This window comes from Candidatus Poribacteria bacterium, from assembly GCA_021295755.1.
Lineage (GTDB): Bacteria > Poribacteria > WGA-4E > WGA-4E > PCPOR2b > PCPOR2b.
This window is the reverse complement of record JAGWBT010000037.1, coordinates 1-17,206: the sequence shown is the minus strand read 5'-3', so window position 1 is coordinate 17,206 and position 17,206 is coordinate 1. Positions and strand designations below refer to the sequence as shown.

The 17,206-nt window shown below is 47.6% G+C and carries 18 protein-coding genes; 12 read left to right on the top strand and 6 right to left on the bottom strand.

The genetic code is table 11. From position 1 onward, the window contains the following. Positions 1-141: 141 nt before the first annotated feature. The 7 genes from J4G02_07270 to J4G02_07240 all read left to right on the top strand — a co-directional run bounded on the left by J4G02_07270 (position 142) and on the right by J4G02_07240 (position 7,976). On the top strand, positions 142-285 hold the full coding sequence (locus J4G02_07270; GenBank protein MCE2394376.1) for a hypothetical protein: 144 nt from the start codon (positions 142-144) through the stop codon (positions 283-285). 100 nt (positions 286-385) lie between these two features. Beyond that, on the top strand, positions 386-733 hold the full coding sequence (locus J4G02_07265) for an STAS domain-containing protein (protein ID MCE2394375.1): 348 nt from the start codon (positions 386-388) through the stop codon (positions 731-733). 318 nt (positions 734-1,051) lie between these two features. Further along, on the top strand, positions 1,052-2,875 hold the full coding sequence (locus J4G02_07260) for a SpoIIE family protein phosphatase (protein MCE2394374.1): 1,824 nt from the start codon (positions 1,052-1,054) through the stop codon (positions 2,873-2,875). 206 nt (positions 2,876-3,081) lie between these two features. Then, the gene (locus J4G02_07255) at positions 3,082-5,745 is read left to right on the top strand and encodes a PAS domain S-box protein (GenBank protein ID MCE2394373.1); all 2,664 of its coding nucleotides are present in this window, start codon (positions 3,082-3,084) and stop codon (positions 5,743-5,745) included. Further along, entirely contained in the window at positions 5,742-6,113 is a 372-nt protein-coding gene (locus tag J4G02_07250; protein MCE2394372.1) for a response regulator, read from the top strand. Before J4G02_07255 ends, J4G02_07250 begins: the two co-directional genes overlap by 4 nt. Positions 6,114-6,357: 244 nt before the next feature. Next, positions 6,358-6,720, top strand: coding sequence for an STAS domain-containing protein (locus J4G02_07245; protein MCE2394371.1), 363 nt, complete (start codon positions 6,358-6,360; stop codon positions 6,718-6,720). A 71-nt stretch (positions 6,721-6,791) separates the two neighbouring features. Then, positions 6,792-7,976 (top strand): response regulator, encoded by a 1,185-nt coding sequence (locus tag J4G02_07240; GenBank protein MCE2394370.1) that lies wholly within the window; start codon positions 6,792-6,794, stop codon positions 7,974-7,976. 42 nt (positions 7,977-8,018) lie between these two features. Here J4G02_07240 and J4G02_07235 read toward each other — a convergent pair whose 3' ends face one another. Beyond that, positions 8,019-8,360 (bottom strand): STAS domain-containing protein, encoded by a 342-nt coding sequence (locus tag J4G02_07235; protein MCE2394369.1) that lies wholly within the window; start codon positions 8,358-8,360, stop codon positions 8,019-8,021. Positions 8,361-8,529: 169 nt separating this feature from the next. Between J4G02_07235 and J4G02_07230 the strand changes: the two genes are divergently transcribed. Next, complete coding sequence (locus J4G02_07230) at positions 8,530-8,946, top strand: ATP-binding protein (GenBank protein MCE2394368.1); 417 nt, start codon at positions 8,530-8,532, stop codon at positions 8,944-8,946. A gap of 54 nt (positions 8,947-9,000) precedes the next feature. Here J4G02_07230 and J4G02_07225 read toward each other — a convergent pair whose 3' ends face one another. The 3 genes from J4G02_07225 to J4G02_07215 all read right to left on the bottom strand — a co-directional run bounded on the left by J4G02_07225 (position 9,001) and on the right by J4G02_07215 (position 10,227). Next, entirely contained in the window at positions 9,001-9,348 is a 348-nt protein-coding gene (locus J4G02_07225; GenBank protein MCE2394367.1) for an STAS domain-containing protein, read from the bottom strand. A gap of 146 nt (positions 9,349-9,494) precedes the next feature. Continuing rightward, positions 9,495-9,809, bottom strand: coding sequence for an ATP-binding protein (locus tag J4G02_07220; protein ID MCE2394366.1), 315 nt, complete (start codon positions 9,807-9,809; stop codon positions 9,495-9,497). A 22-nt stretch (positions 9,810-9,831) separates the two neighbouring features. Continuing rightward, positions 9,832-10,227, bottom strand: a complete 396-nt coding sequence (locus tag J4G02_07215; GenBank protein MCE2394365.1) for an STAS domain-containing protein — start codon at positions 10,225-10,227, stop codon at positions 9,832-9,834. A 287-nt stretch (positions 10,228-10,514) separates the two neighbouring features. Here J4G02_07215 and J4G02_07210 point away from each other — a divergent pair, with 287 nt between their 5' ends. The 4 genes from J4G02_07210 to J4G02_07195 all read left to right on the top strand — a co-directional run bounded on the left by J4G02_07210 (position 10,515) and on the right by J4G02_07195 (position 15,674). Continuing rightward, on the top strand, positions 10,515-11,417 hold the full coding sequence (locus J4G02_07210) for a phytanoyl-CoA dioxygenase family protein (protein ID MCE2394364.1): 903 nt from the start codon (positions 10,515-10,517) through the stop codon (positions 11,415-11,417). 11 nt (positions 11,418-11,428) lie between these two features. After that, on the top strand, positions 11,429-12,253 hold the full coding sequence (locus J4G02_07205; GenBank protein MCE2394363.1) for a phytanoyl-CoA dioxygenase family protein: 825 nt from the start codon (positions 11,429-11,431) through the stop codon (positions 12,251-12,253). 15 nt (positions 12,254-12,268) lie between these two features. Continuing rightward, complete coding sequence (locus J4G02_07200; protein MCE2394362.1) at positions 12,269-13,393, top strand: hypothetical protein; 1,125 nt, start codon at positions 12,269-12,271, stop codon at positions 13,391-13,393. Positions 13,394-13,502: 109 nt separating this feature from the next. After that, on the top strand, positions 13,503-15,674 hold the full coding sequence (locus tag J4G02_07195) for a hypothetical protein (GenBank protein MCE2394361.1): 2,172 nt from the start codon (positions 13,503-13,505) through the stop codon (positions 15,672-15,674). Positions 15,675-15,725: 51 nt separating this feature from the next. On the opposite strand, the gene J4G02_07190 is transcribed toward J4G02_07195, so the two are convergent. Next, positions 15,726-16,529 (bottom strand): SDR family oxidoreductase, encoded by an 804-nt coding sequence (locus J4G02_07190; protein ID MCE2394360.1) that lies wholly within the window; start codon positions 16,527-16,529, stop codon positions 15,726-15,728. 160 nt (positions 16,530-16,689) lie between these two features. Then, positions 16,690-17,206, bottom strand: a 517-nt coding sequence (locus J4G02_07185; GenBank protein MCE2394359.1) for a dipeptidase, incomplete at its 5' end; no start/stop codon positions are given.

Genomic DNA, 17,206 nt, shown 5'->3' with positions numbered 1-17,206 from the left:
GTATTGCCCCTGATGCTGAGACCAAATCTGAAAAAGTTTCCCTAGAATTGGAGGAGCACACCAAAGATGAAGTCAAAAGAGAGCGTTGAATTCAGGAAATTAAAGGCTTGACAAAAAGTTATATCTCCTTTAGAATATGAGATGCTTAGCGGAACAAAAAAACTATACTCCGCGTCGGGTAAAATTGCGCTTTTGGAGGCGACGCTCATCGCTTTGACAGATGTCATTCGAGGGCAGATTTTGCGAAGTATCTCTGACGCTGAGAATCTTGGCTTTGTTCTATGAGGAGTTTCAGGCCTCAAGATAACAGGCAAAAAGCACAGTTTCTGGCGGTAGACAGTAATACGACGATAATATTTCAGATTGAAGCATAGGAGGAAAGCTAATGGCTGTCGATATTCGTCAAAGAGATGATGTAATCATCTTAAAACCCAAGGGCAAGGTTATTGGAAGATCTGTTCGTGATCTCAGCAATGCGATTAATGAGGAAAGCGCAAAGGTTTCCGATGTACCGAAATTCCTGTTTGATTTTGCTGATGTTTCGATGATGGACAGTTCCGGGCTCGGAACCCTGCTAGGAGCACACGTAGGCATTGTACAGAAGGGCGGCCGAGTTGCAGTCATTAATGTCAGCGAGAAGAACGTCAAAAGTCTCATTATCAGGAGCCGATTAATCTCCACATTTGAACATTTTGAGAGTGAAGATGAAGCGGTTGCCGCACTTGCCGGCTAATAGCATTTAATCTTCTTGTTGAGACCGATATCTATATCTCTTGTCTTCCAATGTCTTGATCCGTTGAACAGCTGGGGGACAGGCTGCCAAAATCATAGTAAGCGCAGAAAATGTATTGTCCAGCGCTATAGTAGTCACTTGGAAGCCGAAGCTCTAACCGGGGTATAGCAGCCTTAGCTAGAGCTGCGGCTTGCCCTTGATCACAGTCAACTCTCTTGTTGGGCAGATTCGGTTTTTCGGAAAGATGGGCATTTTCCTGTGTGAAAAACTCGGCTCTTTCTCTTAGGCGAGTAGGTACATCAGAACAAAGGTCTTTAAATGCAGACTGGTTTAGCTGAACAAACCACACAGCGACTAATTCTGGGTCTGTCTGAGATTGAAGAGGTTGGTAAAGCCATCGTTTCCGGGCAGAGCAGCTTTAATGCATCAAGCCAGACCTATCTGCGAATAGTTCTCAAGACGTTGCAAGCAGCCAAGGGCGCCCTTTTGCGCTTCAATCCTGCAGAAAGCCTGCTTGCCGTTGAATCATCAATTAACCTCGCGGATGAGTCTGCGGATGAAGCGTTGGTCATCCCGATTACGCCCGATGAAATCGGGATCTTGCTTCAATGTGCCCCCCTCGATTTTTCCCAACCTCCTTCCCTACTGAAACCGTTCTTGGATGAAATTAAGCCACAGTTACGGGTTCTAAAGGCAACCCTTTGGGCTCCACTAAAGATTCACGAGGAATTTCTAGGTGTTATCAGTCTAGGCGAATTTGCCGACTATTCTGAAGAGGCGGAATGGATTCAAGAGCTGTTAAATGTCCTTGCTGACCATATCTCAGTTGCAATCGCACATTCACGCTCGCAAGAAGATATGCGTGCCGCTAAATTTCGACTCTTCATGCTTTCCGATACAACCGCCCAGATTGCCAAGCTGTTAGACACAGAGCAACTGGAGGAAGAGATCGTCAATCATGCTGTCAGTCTTCTAGATGCCAGCGCGGGTTGTTTGATGCTTATTAATCCGATTACACAACAGCTTGAAATGAAAAATCCTTGCGCACTTGGTTTACAATTTCCCTCCGATCTAAAGAGTTTTTCGATTCCTTTAGTAGTTGACGGAAAGATTCACCCCACGCTCTCTATGCTTCGTGAAGTAGCAACGGAGGGAAAGACACAAATCCGCAACGACCAAGAGGCGGCTGCACTATTCGGCGGGACAAATCTGATAGCAGTTCCAGTCTTTGGACGCGAAATTCTGGGGATACTCGTGGTTTTCAGTAAGGAGGGTAGAGCCGGTATCACACTTGAGTTTACCGATGAAGATGGAATTTTGCTTGAAGCCTTTGCTACGCAGGTTGGCGTGGCAATCGAAAATGCGAGGCTTTATCAGGAAGCAATTGAGAAGCGCCGATTACAGGCGGAAATGGAGGAAGCCGCACAAATCCAGGAAAATCTTTTGCCAAAAGCGCCTCCAGAGATTCCAGGCTATGAAATTGCCGGAATGAGTATACCGCATCATGATGGCGTGGGGGGCGACTACTACGGCTACATTCAGGAGCCAGACGGCTCGTGGGGATTGGTGATTGCTGATGTTGCCGGCAAAGGCATGCAAGCAGCTCTGTTGATGGCGACGCTTCGTGCAGCTTTACTTTCAGAGGTTGCAAAGCAAGCAGATCTGCCAGCGAGAGCAATGGCACTGAATGCCCTTATCCGTGAGAGCAGTCCGTTGGACAAATACGCGACACTCGTTTATGCGCGGTTGCATCCAGAGACAGGTAAACTCACTTCGCTGAATGCGGGACATACTTTCCCACTCGTTATTCGGCAGGATGGTAGCCTACAACAGCTAGAAGCCGGCGGTTTAATGATAGGCATGTATCCTGACGATATGATCTGCCAGATGTCAGAATTTAAAGATGAAACGATTCAGCTTTACAGCGGAGATACGATTATATTTTTTACTGATGGTGTTACCGAAACGCAAAATATTGACGATGAAATGTACGACGAAGAGCGGTTGGAGGAACTTGTGAAACAGATTCGTGGCGCAGATGCTAGTGAAATCTGCGCGGAAATTTATAACTCAACGCTAGAGTTTCAAGGAGAAGCCCAACGCTTTGATGATTTGACGTTGATGGTGCTGAAAAAGAAATAAAGCTACCTGAGTTAGCACCACTTTCGGTGTAAGAAGAACTGAGAACCTACGACATCAAAAAATGCTCAGGGAGTGTGTAGGGTAATTTTTGCCAAACCAGTCTTCGGAGAGCTTCGTTATTCCTCTCAAAAAAGCTCTGAAAGTTCGGACTTTCGCTTCCCGGATTAGCAAAATTCGAGACCGAAAAATGAAGGAGATAAACTACCATGACTATTCCTGCCGATACCACTGAGCGCGACCGCTTTTTTTCCCTATCGCTGGATATGCTGTGTATCGCCGGTTTCGATGGTCATTTCAAGGAACTGAACCCAATGTGGGAAAAAACGCTCGGCTTTACAGTGGAGGAACTTAAAACTAAGCCATTCATCGAGTTTGTTCACCCTGAAGACCAAGAAGCGACAATCGCCGAAGCCCAGAAAATCATGACAACCGGCGAAGATGTCGTTTCCTTTGAAAATCGCTATTTGTGCAAAGACGGTTCGTATAAGTGGCTCTTGTGGAGTTCAACGGTATCCGTGGAGGAGCAGTTGTATTATGCCGTTGCACGAGACATTACCGAACGCAAGCAAGCAGAAGTCCACTATCGTGATCTGTACGAAAACGCGCCGGATATGATGGCTGTCGTTGATCTGGTTTCTGGAGATATTTTGGAGTGTAACCAAACCCTTGCAGATGTTATTGGTCGCAGTAAAGAGGAGATTGTGGGCAATTCCTTCTTGGAACTATATGCTTCTGAATCAATAGATGCTGCACAGCAAACCTCCCAAGCGTTCGTCGAAACAGGCGAGGTTATCAGGCAGGAACGGACCCTTCGCCGGGCAGATGGCAGTACTATTGACGTGCTTTTGCAAGCTACACCGATGCGTGATGAAACCGGCAAGATTGTCGCAAGTCGGTCAACGTGGCGCGATGTGACCAAACAGAAGGAAGCGGAAAGAGCACTAGCTTCCCAAGAGGCGCTCTATCGGACACTCATTGAAGCCGCACCACAGATCATTTGGGTCGCAGATGCTGATGGTCAGGTCGCGCTTCTGAACACAGCTTGGCATGAATTTTCTGGGCGCACCGACGAGGAATCATTGGGGACCCGGTGGGCAGAAGCATTACATCCAGAGGATCTTCCGGACGTACTCGCAAAATGGGAACGTGCATACACACGCGGCGAGACATATAGCGGTGAGTGTCGGTTTCAGGCAAAAGATGGCTCCTATGAAACTTTCATTTTTATTGGTACCCCTGTGCGGGACGATTCGGGGAAAATTATCAATTGGGTCGGTATTAACACGAACATCGCGGATCGAGTACAAGCTGAGATCGCACTGCAGGAAGCCAAAGATGCTGCTGAGTATGCAAACCGCGCCAAGAGTGAATTTCTTGCCACTATGAGCCACGAACTCCGCACACCGTTAAACGCGATTATCGGATTTTCTGAAATTTTGCGCGATGAAATCCTAGGTGCTGTTAATGATGACCAAAAAGAATTGGTTACTGACATCCACACCAGTGGAAATCATCTCCTCACTATGATTAACGATATCCTCGATCTGTCAAAAATCGAGGCTGGCAAGATGGATTTACAACTAGAAAATTTCTCTGTTAAGGAAGCGATGACAGAGGTCAATACGATAGTTAATGCTCTTGCAAATCGGAAACAGATTCAACTCTCCTTCGAATTGGATCAAGATGTTTCGATAGAAGCAGACAAGATCAAATTCAAGCAAATTCTCTACAATCTGCTTTCCAATGCCGTCAAGTTCACCGATGAAGGCGGGCAGGTTACTACGAAGTTTGAAGCTTCCGGTTCCGCGCTGCTGGGGAGGGTAACTGATACTGGCGTGGGAATCTCGCCACAGGATCGGGCAAAACTGTTTCAACCCTTCACACAGATCGACGCTTCAAGTACCCGGGCACATAGTGGTACTGGATTGGGACTAGCGTTGACCAATCGCCTGATTCAGCTGCATGGCGGAAAAATTTGGGTTGACAGCGAGATAAACGAAGGGAGCACCTTTTCCTTCACGTTCCCGCTACACCAACAGGAACAAAAGGTTGAAGTCACTACGCCAGATGCCTCTAAGCCTGAAACTGCTGCCTTTGGTAATAATCGTACCATCTTAGTGGCTGAAGACAATGAACAAGCCGCTCAGCTTTTGGGGATTTACCTGACAGAGGCAGGTTATCAGGTAGAGTATGCCGCAGATGGCGAAGAAGCTATCGCAAAAGCTGCCGCAATACAACCATTTGCAATCACGCTTGACATTCTGTTGCCGAAAAAGGATGGTTGGCAAGTACTGAGGGAAATGAAGACAAAACCAAACTTGCAATCGATTCCGGTCATCATTGTTTCAGTAACGGAAGAACGGCAACTAGCGTTTGGATTAGGAGCGGTGGACCATCTAGTCAAACCTATTGACAGAAAAACACTTCTCGCTTCGCTTCAATCTCTAAAACTGCCTAGCCGGGACGGTTCACCGCGTATCCTGGTCGTTGACGATGATCCGCAGACGGTGCGCCTATTGTCCACTGTACTGACTAACGATGGGTATGAAGTCCTGAAGGTGTATGGCGGAAGCGAGGCGATTGAAACAGCAATTTCTCAATCGCCGGATTTAATTATTCTTGATATGATGATGCCTCAAGTGGATGGATTCCAAGTCGTTCGGCATTTGACCGGTGATCCGCGGACCTGTGACATTCCTATTATTATCTGCACAGCGTTGGATCTTACTGACGAAGATCGAGATCGTCTCAACGGTCAGATTCAGTCGGTTATCCCCAAGACGGGTAACGTCAAAGAAGAACTGTTAGCCACAATCAAACGGATCGAACGTTTGCGAACGCCAACTCAGGAGGCGGAGACACACTCATGAGCACCAAACGGATTCTAGTGGTTGAAGACGTCGAAATGAATCGAAAGATTGTACGGATTGTGTTAAACGCCAAGGGCTATGAAGTACTTGAGGCTGTTGATGCGGACCAGGCACTGGCGATATTACAAGCTGGACTGCCGGATCTGATTCTGATGGATATTGCGCTTCCCGGTATCAGTGGGGAAGACTTGACCCGACAGATTAAAGCCAATTCCGAATGGTGTCATGTGCCAATTATTGCCTTCACTGCGGCAGCGATGAAAGGAGAACCAGAGAAGTTTCGCGACGCAGGTTGTGACGACTATATCAGCAAGCCAGTTGATACGCATGTACTGGTGGATTTGGTAGAACATTATCTCAATGCGTAAACATGCAAATAGGCTGTGGTTTCCGAGGACTCAACTAGAGCAGAGAACAAGACAGTCTATAGAAAAAAACAATTGACGCTCAATACGGCGCTATGATAAATTGAAAGATGTGCTTAATTATGGGAGGGATAAATCAGGGCGCAAATTTCTAGCTTGCGATTTTGATGATTACCGATAATGTATACCTCTCAATAAACTTTATCCGGACCCCTTAGTTATATATTTCAAATAGGAATAGATTATCATGGATATTACAGTCAAATATCAAAATGAGAATGTTATTCTCCGTGTTTCAGGCAGCATCCTCGGCGAAGATCGAATCCGACTGAGCGATAAAATTCAGGAGTTGGTTGACAATGGTGGAAAAAATGTCGTCCTGAATCTCCAAGATGTTGACTTAATGGACAGTGTTGGGTTGGGCATGTTGGTTGCTCTGCGCACTTCATTGGAGCGACGCGAGGTAAAATTGTTGCTCTCAAATGTTGACAGGTCTGTTAGATCGTTGCTGCTTATCACTAAACTCAATAATGTCTTTGATCTATACGATACTGAAGATGAAGCACTAGCGGATCTGGGTGGTGTCGATAAGAATAGGTTTATGGTATAATTGCCCCTAAATACTCTCCGGGCCCGTAAACCGTAATCGGTCCATGTCTCCTCTTGAAGGATGCGAGAATAATGAATAAACCATCTAACGCTAGAATCCTTGTTGTGGATGATGAGCCGCAAAACATCCGATTGCTTCAAATTCGGCTTCAAGCGGATGGATACACGGTTCTCGCAGCAAACAGCGGTCAGGAAGCATTGGAACTGGTGCAGGCTGAGGCACCCGATCTGATTCTGCTCGATATTATGATGCCAGGGATGAATGGATTTGAGGTTTGTCAGCAGATTCGTGCGGAGGAGGCCACACAATTTATTCCAGTGGTGATGGTAACCGCGCTTTCAGAAAAGGAAGATCGGATCAGAGCAATTGAGGCAGGTGCCGACGATTTTATATCTAAGCCGTTCGATAGTCACGAGGTCCTTGCGCGTGTTCGTTCGTTGGTGCGTATCAAAAGATACCATGATGCACTTGAACAAGTTAACCGTGAACTCAGGCTGCATAATGAACGTCTGGACAAAGAGCTGCAAATGGCAAGTGAAATTCAGGATAGCCTAATGCCTCAAGGAATCACGGATTTATTGGGATTCCGGATTGTTTCACACTACACACCTGCGGTTGTGGTGGGTGGAGATTTTTTCGATTTGTGGGAGGTTGAGAGCGGACGATTAGGCGTTTTCATCTCCGATGTGATGGGCCATGGGGTTTCCGCAGCCTTCATCACTGTGTTTATCAAAACGATTGTCGAGGAGATGAGCGTTCAAACAGACGACCCTGGACGCTTGCTCAAAGAGTTAAACACCCGTTTCAACAAGATGATCAGTTCGCAACAATATATGTTCGCAACGGCCTTCTGTGCCGTTATCGACCTCTCCAGTGAGACACTACACTACGCGAACGCAGGGCACCCGTTTCCATTCTTGGTCCAGCGTCAGCGCAATGTCTGTAAACCTATCGGAGATCAGTCAACAGGAAAAGGATTGGGATTACTGCCAGACTCGACGTATCAAACGCACCATTACCCTTTCACGCCTTCAGATGGACTATTTCTTTATACTGATGGTGCTTATGAACTCCAAAATTCACGGGGAGAGGAATTCACCCCTCAAGGTATCCAGAAGGTCATCACGCAGCAAATCGCTCAACCAGCATCTGTCCTTGTGGAAACCGTCCTCAATACAACGCACCAATTTAGCAATGGCAGACCGAAAGACGATGATATTACGATTGTTGCTATTGATGGGTATGAACCGATGTGATAAGAAGTCGAAAGGAATTGACGGGTAGTTTCTCAACGTGCCCTAGAACGTGGAAAGGGCGCTATCTTCTGAATCGTGAATCTCAATGATGTCAGAGGCTCCGATTAAATCAAATGTCCGCCTGATATTTTCTGCCAAGCCGTAAATCTTGACATCTCCATCTGTAAGGCGAAGCTGCTTCGCAGTGCCAATAAGCGCTCCAATAGCCGCACTGTTGATATGCTCAACCTGACTCAAATTCACAATAATTTTCTGAACATCTTGGTTGACAAGGTCTGCAAGCATTTCGCGTAACTCAGCAGCCGCGTAGCTTCCCAAATAATTGCTGACATCAATAATTTTGACATCTCCGCTTTCGCGGATGCGCGATGATTCGTCTGACATAAGATTATTACCTCTTCAGGATGATGTTCCCGCAATTATGCGAAAATGGTTCAGTCAGTCAAATAACAATAACAATGGGTATGCCTAACTACATGCGCCTTTGGTGTCGTACGCTTTCCACTTCGTGCCCCGGCAATGGCTAACCAAATGATATGGGAGAAAAGACCAAGTGGAACAAACAGTTGCACAAGTGATTCGCCTAGATGTTCCCAGCTCACTACGGTGGGTTCACACCTTGCATGCTATCATTACGGAAATTCTTAACCAGATGGCGTTGGATGAAGAGTCAAACGACCAAATCAATCTGGCAGTAGTCGAAGCGGGTACTAATGCAATAAAACATGGGAATCAGGAAGATCCGGAGAAACGCGCATATTTTGAATTCATTATTCAGCCAGATCTGTTTACAGTTGTCATCCAAGATGAAGGACCAGGTTTCAACCGTGACGAAGTTCCAGATCCAATGCAGCCCGAAAATCTCTTTAAAAGTAGTGGTAGAGGGCTTTTTCTGATCGAATCATGCATGGATGATGTCACTTACGAGAAGTCTGGCACACTCGTCAGAATGGTTAAAAAGCTGACATAGAAGGATCACGACATAAACCACATACGACACTTCCATCCAATCTCTCATCCCATTTCAGCCGGATGTCAGCGCCGCGATCGCTTCTTCCTCGTTTGAATACTCTTCAAACACCGTGGTTAATTTCGATGCAGCGATTAGAGTTTTTATTTTCGAGCTAGGGTTGAGGAGGGCAACCTGCCCGCCTTCAGGCATAAGGGTTAAACGTGTTCCGATTAACACTCCCAGTCCAGTACTATCCATCATTGGGGCGGCGGCGAAATCAAACAAAAATTTGGGTGCCTCAGCAGTTGAAGCAAGTTGTTCGGCAACTACTTCCCGAAACTCACGACTGGCATCTCCAATGATTTCACCACTTGGACTGAATATGATAACCCCGGCCCTGTGACAAACGTTAAATTCCATTAGTCTGTCCCTTTACGTGTTAAGAAGCGTTGCTTGTGGAAAAGTAGAAAACAACTTGAACATCAGTTCCCCCGATGGGATTGGTCAGTATTTGGAGGGAATCTGAGAGCTTTTCCGCGAGAAATATGCCGTGTCCGCGTTCACTATCAGGAGTCATTCCTCCCTGTTGCCAGCCAATTCTTCCGTACAGATTTGCCTTTGTCTCGAACATGAATCTCTAATTTGCTTGAATCGAACGTGAGGGTCAAATCAATTCCTGAATCAGGGGTCTCTGAGCCGTGTTCGATGGCGTTGCTACAAACTTCATCAATTATAAGTTCAATATCATAGATACGGGTCCGGCAAAACCCAAGCTGCTGTGCCAGTTGTCCGATAAACATCTGGATTGGACGGATATACTTTAGGCAGCTAGGGACTGTGAGTTTAAGAACTTCCTGTTCTGTCTTTTGTGCTTGAGTCATACCAGAACACCAAGTTGAAAAGCTAGGGACTTGGCGCAACCATTATACGTATAGACCAAGCCCAAGCGTTTGATCTCTTTTCTTTACACCAACATCTGCTCTCTGAATCATAGATTTCGAGAACGCTAGAAGCTCCCACCAGATCAAATGTCCGTTTGAGATTCTCCGCTAGACCGTAAACCTTGAGGTCTCCACTATTCGTACGGAGTCGCTTTGCAGAACCAACCATCGCACCGATGGCTGTACTGTTAATATGTTGAACCTCACTTAAATTCACGATGATTTTCTGTGCTGCTCCGTCAATCAGTCCATCGATTGTTTTTCGCAGATCGGCGGCTGCGTAACTTCCGAGATCCTCATTCACATCAATAATTTTTGCATCCGCATTGTCACGGATGGTCATTGATTCGTTTGCCATAAAAATTTCACTCCCAATAGTCGTTAGAATATGGTATTGACTCTAACCCAGATTCCTACCCATTGTGTCTCAAATTCGCAAGATCTGAGCGTCATCTGAAATCCATGGTATTAATGAAATAATATACCAAGATTTTATCCCTTTATTATATCGGAAGTGTAAACAAAACACAAGCAGAATTAAAGTAATTCGTTGTAAGAAGATGTATAGTGCTTCATCTGGCTTAACGAATGAGCAAGATTTGTGTGCAACAAGGCGCGAGACTTTAAGCACTTAGGGGGATCATTGTGGAAACAGGAGTTTTAACTGATAAACAGAAATCTCAGTGGAAAGAAGATGGCTATCTTGTTCTAAGAGGTGTGCTTTCTAGAGAAGAGATTAAAAAGCTGACAACCGTTGTTGACCAGATGGATGAGGAACATCGAGAGCAGCTACGCTCCGAAGAACCACAAGATGGGTCTGACGTGAAGCCGTATGCCGGACTTAATAAACTAAACATCATTGAGGACAGCGATATTTTCGTTGAACTGATGGACCATCCCGCAACATTTCCGGTTGTGCTCAAACTCCTCGGTCCCTTTATCCAGTTGAGTATGTCTCAAGCCATGATTCGACCGCCAAATCCAGAAAATAAAGGGCTTGCGCATGCACTGCACCCGGATGGTGGTCAAGCGATGCAACGCATACGGGTCAATACCAATAGTCTTCCACTACAGATTAAGATCCAATATTTTCTAACGTCGTTTACTACACCTGAGCATGGGAACTTCACAATTGTTCCCGGCAGCCATCACCGTCCTTTTCCAGCAGCACAACTTGGAAACGCAGAAAGCCCTCACAACGCCGAAGCGGTGCAACTTTGTGTGGAAGCTGGCGACGCAGCGGTCTTCCCGCATGCATTATGGCACGGCGCAGCGAGCAACAGGTCGAATTATGCTCGCAAAACACTCATTTATTGTTACAACCACCACTGCTTCCGTGCTTACGACTATAAAGAGCCATCGCCAGAACTTTTGGAACGATGTACGCCTCGGCAGCGAAGGTTGCTTGGCGATATTGGGGAATGGCAGCCCGGATCTTATTTTTATTCTCCTTCGGATCAGGAAGAAGTGATGACAGGCACTACAGAGGACAAAACCGAAGATTTATCGAACCCCGCACCACAAAATGCTGCACTATTTGACGACTGACGGAGATTTCAATGACCCCCAAACAACGCTACCTATTCGATGTAACCGGCTATCTTCACTTGGAAAATGTGCTCAGTCCCGAAGAACTAAAACAAGCCCAGCACGCAGCCGATCGCTACATCCGTACCCCACCCGAAAAATGGGAACCTGGATTCGGAGCAAATCTAGAACGTCCAGACTTTACCCCCTATTCCCATGGTTTTGCATTCGACAAGGCATTGGAGTCTCTCTGCTTCCACCCGGTGACCTGGCCCATCGTTAAGGAGTTGACCGGGGACAAACCCCGGTTTACCAGTGGCACATTGGGACGAAATACCCATGGACAACGATTTCACCCGCTGCACTGTGCGCGGGAAGGGGGTGGTGGACCCGAAATGCCCCGCTATTTCTGTCAAGATGGACAGATTTACTGTGACTTCTTTGTTGTCTTTTTCTATCTGACCGATGTGATGCCCGGTGATGGAGGGCTTGTCGTGATTCCGGGCTCCCACAAAAGCGAGTTTTTACGCCCACCCGATCTGTTTGTCCCTGACAGTGATGAGATCGACCCGGAACCGCATCCAGCCGTGACCAATATCGCACCGCGTGCTGGTGATGTCGTCATTATCTCAGAATTGCTTACCCACGGTGTCCTCGTCTGGAAGCCGAAAGATCGAGACCGTCGGTTCCTCATACTTCGTTACATGCCGCAGTACACCACCTACGGGACCTTTGACCCGTTCCCCGACGAAATTCAGCCGAGATTGTCGCCGGAGACGCTAGAATTAATCGAGATCGCCCCCTACAAACACGTAAAAGAGATTGTCAAACAGGAAACGGTCACCCTAACATGTTGAGGAGGAATGTTAATCATGAGCAGAAAAAAAATCAAAAGCTGGCGAGTCTCTCAAGTTACTTCGGCGGTATGGACGAGTCGCTTCGTTTTTACGGTTAATCGGGCAACCGCTACTGCGAAGCTATATCTTTGCCTACTCATTTTGTTATCCAGCATATTTGTGGGCTGCATTGATATTGATAATACTGTGCAGTCATTAAACCCTTTCTACACAGACGAAGCCGTTGTTGAATTTCCCCAACTCGAAGGAGAATGGCTGTCTTTTATAGTTCTTGACGGTGACGTTTCGCCAATGAATATAAAGCCGTGGGTGTTTGAGAACAACACAATAAAAATATTCGATGAAAATAGAAAAGTCTCCATTGCTCGGATCAAGTTTTTTCAGATAGAAGATTCCTACTTCGCTGACATCGTCATGGCAAATTTTAATTTGGATCTTTTCGATGATTCCAACGATGACATGATATCTAGCAATGTGAATCTTCTCACAAATACTACGTTCACGCTCTGGTCAATGTCGCATTGGAGACCGGTTCATATTGTGTATAAAGTCCAAATTGATGAGGACAATACCTCGTTGCTTTTAACCCCATTAAGTTTCGATTGGCTGGCAAAGATTTTGGAAGAAAATCCTGATCTAATTCCTTTAATTGAACAATCTGATACGGATTCACCTTTTGCTGATTCATCATTAGCGAATGCGACTTCAGAAACGTGGATGTCTTTCTTGGAAAAGTATCGGCACGAGGAAAAGGCTTTCCCCTCGGACCAAATGTTTAAGGTCTTGTTAAAAAAATATGGGAAATCCCACGTCCTGCAATCCTATGAAAACGGCAATCCGCAGGTATCTGTGTTTCCTGAAGACCGAGAGTTTCCTGATGGAACCCAAGCGAGAGCGAATACGCCGATTTTGTACACTGCAAATGGACAAGTCACCGGTCTTATGCTCAGTCGAGATTGGCAGGCACCGGCTGGTTTTTGGTTAAAAGCTGGTACTTGGGTAGAGTACTTTGAAAATGGTCATCTCAAGCACGTAACGTTAGCACAGGATTGGGAATCTCCTAAAGGCAAACTAATCAAAGCGGGAACGTTCCTTGAATTTTCTAAAGGTGGCAAGATTAAAAAGGCGTCCTCCAAGTAATTGAAGCGTACTCATAATTCAGCCAAGATCCTGCGCAGATACAGACGCATGTAGGAGCGATTTCTAATCGCGACTGTTTCCTCAAAAGGAAACGGAAAGGAAACATCGGATGCAGACGAATCGTACGCACACAAGTGATAATACGCAAGTTGCTGTGATCGTCGGCGAGAATGCCCCGGAGTTGGAACGCTTCGCTGCAGAACAACTCTGCAGCTACCTTGAGAAACTTTTTGGTGTCCACACCCGCCCAATGTTGAGTGCCTCTGCAGAAGCAGAAACGCTGTTCCTCGTTGGTAGCCTAGACACCGATGTCGTTTTTCAGGGCACGACGGAAGAAGATGTGATTCCATCAGCTAATGAACAGGCGTTCATCCTGCGCCGAGTGCAATGTCAAGGACGTCCATCGCTGATAGTTAGAGGTGGTAGTCCGCGTGCAACGTTGTGGGCGGTGTATGAGTTGGTAGAACGCTGGGGTGTGCGCTATCTTTTGCACCGTGATGTCTTACCGACACCCTTCCCTTTTCACCTTCCCGATCTGGATCTCGTGATGGAGCCAACACTGTCGGTTCGTCAGTGGCGTGTTATCAACGATTTTGCATGCGGTCCCGAAGCGTGGGGCATGGCAGATTATCGCCCTGTGCTTGATCAACTGGCGAAACTCAAGTTCAACCGCATTCTGCTCTCCATTTGGCCCTGGCAACCGTTTCTCCATTACGAGGTCCAAGGGGTCAAGCGAGAGTCGGCGACGCTCTGGTTCGATTTCCACTACCCCATCACTGACGACATGGTAGGGCGTCACCTATTTAGCGATGAAGAAGAATTCTGGAATCCCGACCTGCCATGTGGTGCGAGTTATGAGGAATTCACGGCGGCGGGAGAGCAGTTGATACATAACCTGATAGACTATGCACACCAACGCGGAATAGAGTGTGTCATCGTCGCTACACTGACCGAATTCCCGCCGGAGTTTGCGCCACTACTCGAAGATTCCCAAGAGGTCCATCAGTTAGCAGAGTTGACCGTTGTGCCAAGTGCAGAGACCGATATTGATGATCCCGCGCTCACCGAGCTCGCGATGACTGTGCTACGGGCGACAGTGGATACCTATCCTGAAGTAGATTATGTGGCATTGGGGATGCCAGAGTTTCGGCAGTGGTCGGGATTGTATGAACGGGCATGGCAGGCGCTTGATGCTAAATACAATATTTCATCGCAACGCTCGCTTAATGATGTGCTAACTGCTGCGCCACAACGCTCCGCATATCCCGGCGGAGAAGAACGGGCATTACAGGAGGTCAAAGGCGACATCGTTGCCCTCTATTTCTACGACCGCCTGCTCAATGAGATACATGCTCTCAAAGAGTCCCGCCGGCCCGACATGAAATTCATCTACAACAGTGTAGCGGAGGAACTCTTTCCACTACTTGGAAACCTTGTGCCTCACGATTGGGAAACGTTGAACTTCGTGGACTACACCGCGTCGCGTATTGTCAAACGGCGGGAAGTCCTCGAAAACGTCCCGAGTCAAGAACACGCCTGCAGCCTGATTTACACGCTCCACGACGACAACGTGGGACTATTACCACAACTGGCGACCGGCTCCCTACACGAGTTGACAAAAGACCTGATTCGGCACGGATGGGCAGGGTTCTCAACGCGCTATTGGCTTATCGCCGATCACGATCCATGTATTGCCTATTTGGCGAAGGCAGCTTGGGACGAAAGTGTAACGCATCAGGAGGTTTACCGGGATCAGATCCGTGCTGTCTGTGGGGAAGCGTGCATTGAAGATATGATGACGACATTTCGTGAGGTAGAAGAGACAACGATTGCGCTCGAAGATCATGGGTTGGGATTGACCTTCCCTGTACCCGGTATGCTGACCAAACATTGGACACCTCAACCGATGTCCGATGAACTGGTTGCGGACCGGCAGGGGTATCAACAGGCATTGGACGCTGCATACCGGGCGCGGGAGAAAGCGCAACCGTCGGGACAAAATTACGTGGATTATTGGATCGGGCGTCTAGGGTTTGGTATCGGTTATTTGGACATGATCGCTGCGATCCGTCGTGCTGCGATCGCAGAAACTAACGAACAACCTGCCGAAGCGATCCAACATGCAGAGACAGCATTAGTTACCGTCCGTGAAGCATTAGAGGCTTATGCAGATGTCGTCCGCGACCAGTCCGATCGTGGCGCAATTGCGGTGATGAATGAATATGTCTATCGTCCTTTGAAGGAGAAGATAGCGGCATTGCAGAAGGGACAATCAACGTAGAGTTTATGTAACTTTCGGGGTCCTTTTTCGTCCGTCATCAATATAGGTTTCCTACCAAGCGGTCCACCCACCATCCACCAATAGATTCTGTCCGGTAATATAACTTCCAGCATCACTGGCTAACAGCACAACAGCCCCTTTCAGTTCCTCTGGTCTCCCCATGCGTCCCAACGGCACCTTCTCTTCCAGACGCGGGATAAAGCCTTCAACTCCGTCGCTGACCGCTGGCTTGGGAAATGGTCCGGGAGCAATGGCGTTGACCCGTATATTATATTTTGCCCAGTACGCCGCGAGATGACGGGTCAAGTGCACCACACCACCCTTGAGCGCGTGATAATTGGGCGGACTGTTGGCAGACAATCCTTCGTAGGCACTCGGATAGCTTGCGACAACGCCGTACATACTGGCGATATTGATAATTGATCCGGGACGCTGATTCTCGCGCAGGTGAAGCATCACATCTCGCGCTAGCAAAAAATATGCTGTTACACCGACATGATACGTCTGATTGAAATCCTCCGCCGTAGCGCTATCAATGTCCGGTGCCGTACCACCGTAAGCGTTATTAACCAACACATCGATCTTGCCCGTCTGCTCCACCACTTCTGCGACGAAGCCGGGAATCGTATCGGTGTCCCCTTGGCTGAACCCCAACCCCAAGTGTCCATCGCCGGGTAGCGATGCAGCGAACTCGGCAGCCTGTCCACCGTCACGGCTGGTAACTACAACCTGCGCACCCGCTTCAGCAAGAGCTCGGCTCATTGCTGAGCCTAACCAACCACATGCCCCAGTCATCACCGCAACTTTATCCTGCAAGTTGAATAGATCTATTACACTGCGTTCATCGGCACTCATAATCTCCCCTATCTATTGCAATCTGTGTTGGCTCATGTTAAGAAATCGTGTAACAGAATCGGGATTGCCTAACCCGACTGTACCCATGAACTAATGGTTCTCGCGTTTCACGTATCATGTTTCACGCATTTTGTGCTTTCTTTTGACATGAACCTCTGTATTATTGGTTCCAGGCTTGACGTAATAGACGCAACCAGTTTCCGTGCATGATAGCACCAATGTCATCATCATTATAGCCTCGATCCGCTAGCAAACCTGCAAGCTTTTGGAGATCGGCGATGGTATCTAAATCACAAGGGGATTGCTCTCGACCATAACCGCCGTCAAGGTCTGTGCCGATACCGGCGTGCCGGCTGTTGCCCGCCAATTGGCATACATGATCCATGTGGTCAACGACAGTGCTCAGTGTAACCGCTTCATTTGTGCTCTGTCCAGAGACCCAGCCCGGTTGCAGCATCCACGCATCAAAAGCCGCACCAATCACGCCATCTCGTTCAAAAATCGCTCGCAACTGCTCATCGCTGAACTGACGTTGATGCGGGACCAGCGCCCGGCAGTTGTTATGGCTGGCCAACACTAATCCTTCGTAATGCTCCAACGCTTCCCAGAACGCCTGATCCGAGCAGTGGGTGAGATCGAGGGTAACACCTAACCGCTGCATTTCGGCAAGCAGCGGC

Excerpts from the sequence above, each read along its gene's own strand:
- J4G02_07270 (MCE2394376.1), top strand. The coding sequence starts at position 142 with ATGCTTAGCGGAACAAAAAAACTATACTCCGCGTCGGGTAAAATTGCG.
- J4G02_07265 (MCE2394375.1), top strand. The coding sequence starts at position 386 with ATGGCTGTCGATATTCGTCAAAGAGATGATGTAATCATCTTAAAACCC.
- J4G02_07260 (MCE2394374.1), top strand. The coding sequence starts at position 1,052 with ATGCAGACTGGTTTAGCTGAACAAACCACACAGCGACTAATTCTGGGT.
- J4G02_07255 (MCE2394373.1), top strand. The coding sequence starts at position 3,082 with ATGACTATTCCTGCCGATACCACTGAGCGCGACCGCTTTTTTTCCCTA.
- J4G02_07250 (MCE2394372.1), top strand. The coding sequence starts at position 5,742 with ATGAGCACCAAACGGATTCTAGTGGTTGAAGACGTCGAAATGAATCGA.
- J4G02_07245 (MCE2394371.1), top strand. The coding sequence starts at position 6,358 with ATGGATATTACAGTCAAATATCAAAATGAGAATGTTATTCTCCGTGTT.
- J4G02_07240 (MCE2394370.1), top strand. The coding sequence starts at position 6,792 with ATGAATAAACCATCTAACGCTAGAATCCTTGTTGTGGATGATGAGCCG.
- J4G02_07235 (MCE2394369.1), bottom strand. The coding sequence starts at position 8,360 with ATGTCAGACGAATCATCGCGCATCCGCGAAAGCGGAGATGTCAAAATT.
- J4G02_07225 (MCE2394367.1), bottom strand. The coding sequence starts at position 9,348 with ATGGAATTTAACGTTTGTCACAGGGCCGGGGTTATCATATTCAGTCCA.
- J4G02_07220 (MCE2394366.1), bottom strand. The coding sequence starts at position 9,809 with ATGACTCAAGCACAAAAGACAGAACAGGAAGTTCTTAAACTCACAGTC.
- J4G02_07215 (MCE2394365.1), bottom strand. The coding sequence starts at position 10,227 with ATGGCAAACGAATCAATGACCATCCGTGACAATGCGGATGCAAAAATT.
- J4G02_07205 (MCE2394363.1), top strand. The coding sequence starts at position 11,429 with ATGACCCCCAAACAACGCTACCTATTCGATGTAACCGGCTATCTTCAC.
- J4G02_07200 (MCE2394362.1), top strand. The coding sequence starts at position 12,269 with ATGAGCAGAAAAAAAATCAAAAGCTGGCGAGTCTCTCAAGTTACTTCG.
- J4G02_07195 (MCE2394361.1), top strand. The coding sequence starts at position 13,503 with ATGCAGACGAATCGTACGCACACAAGTGATAATACGCAAGTTGCTGTG.
- J4G02_07190 (MCE2394360.1), bottom strand. The coding sequence starts at position 16,529 with ATGAGTGCCGATGAACGCAGTGTAATAGATCTATTCAACTTGCAGGAT.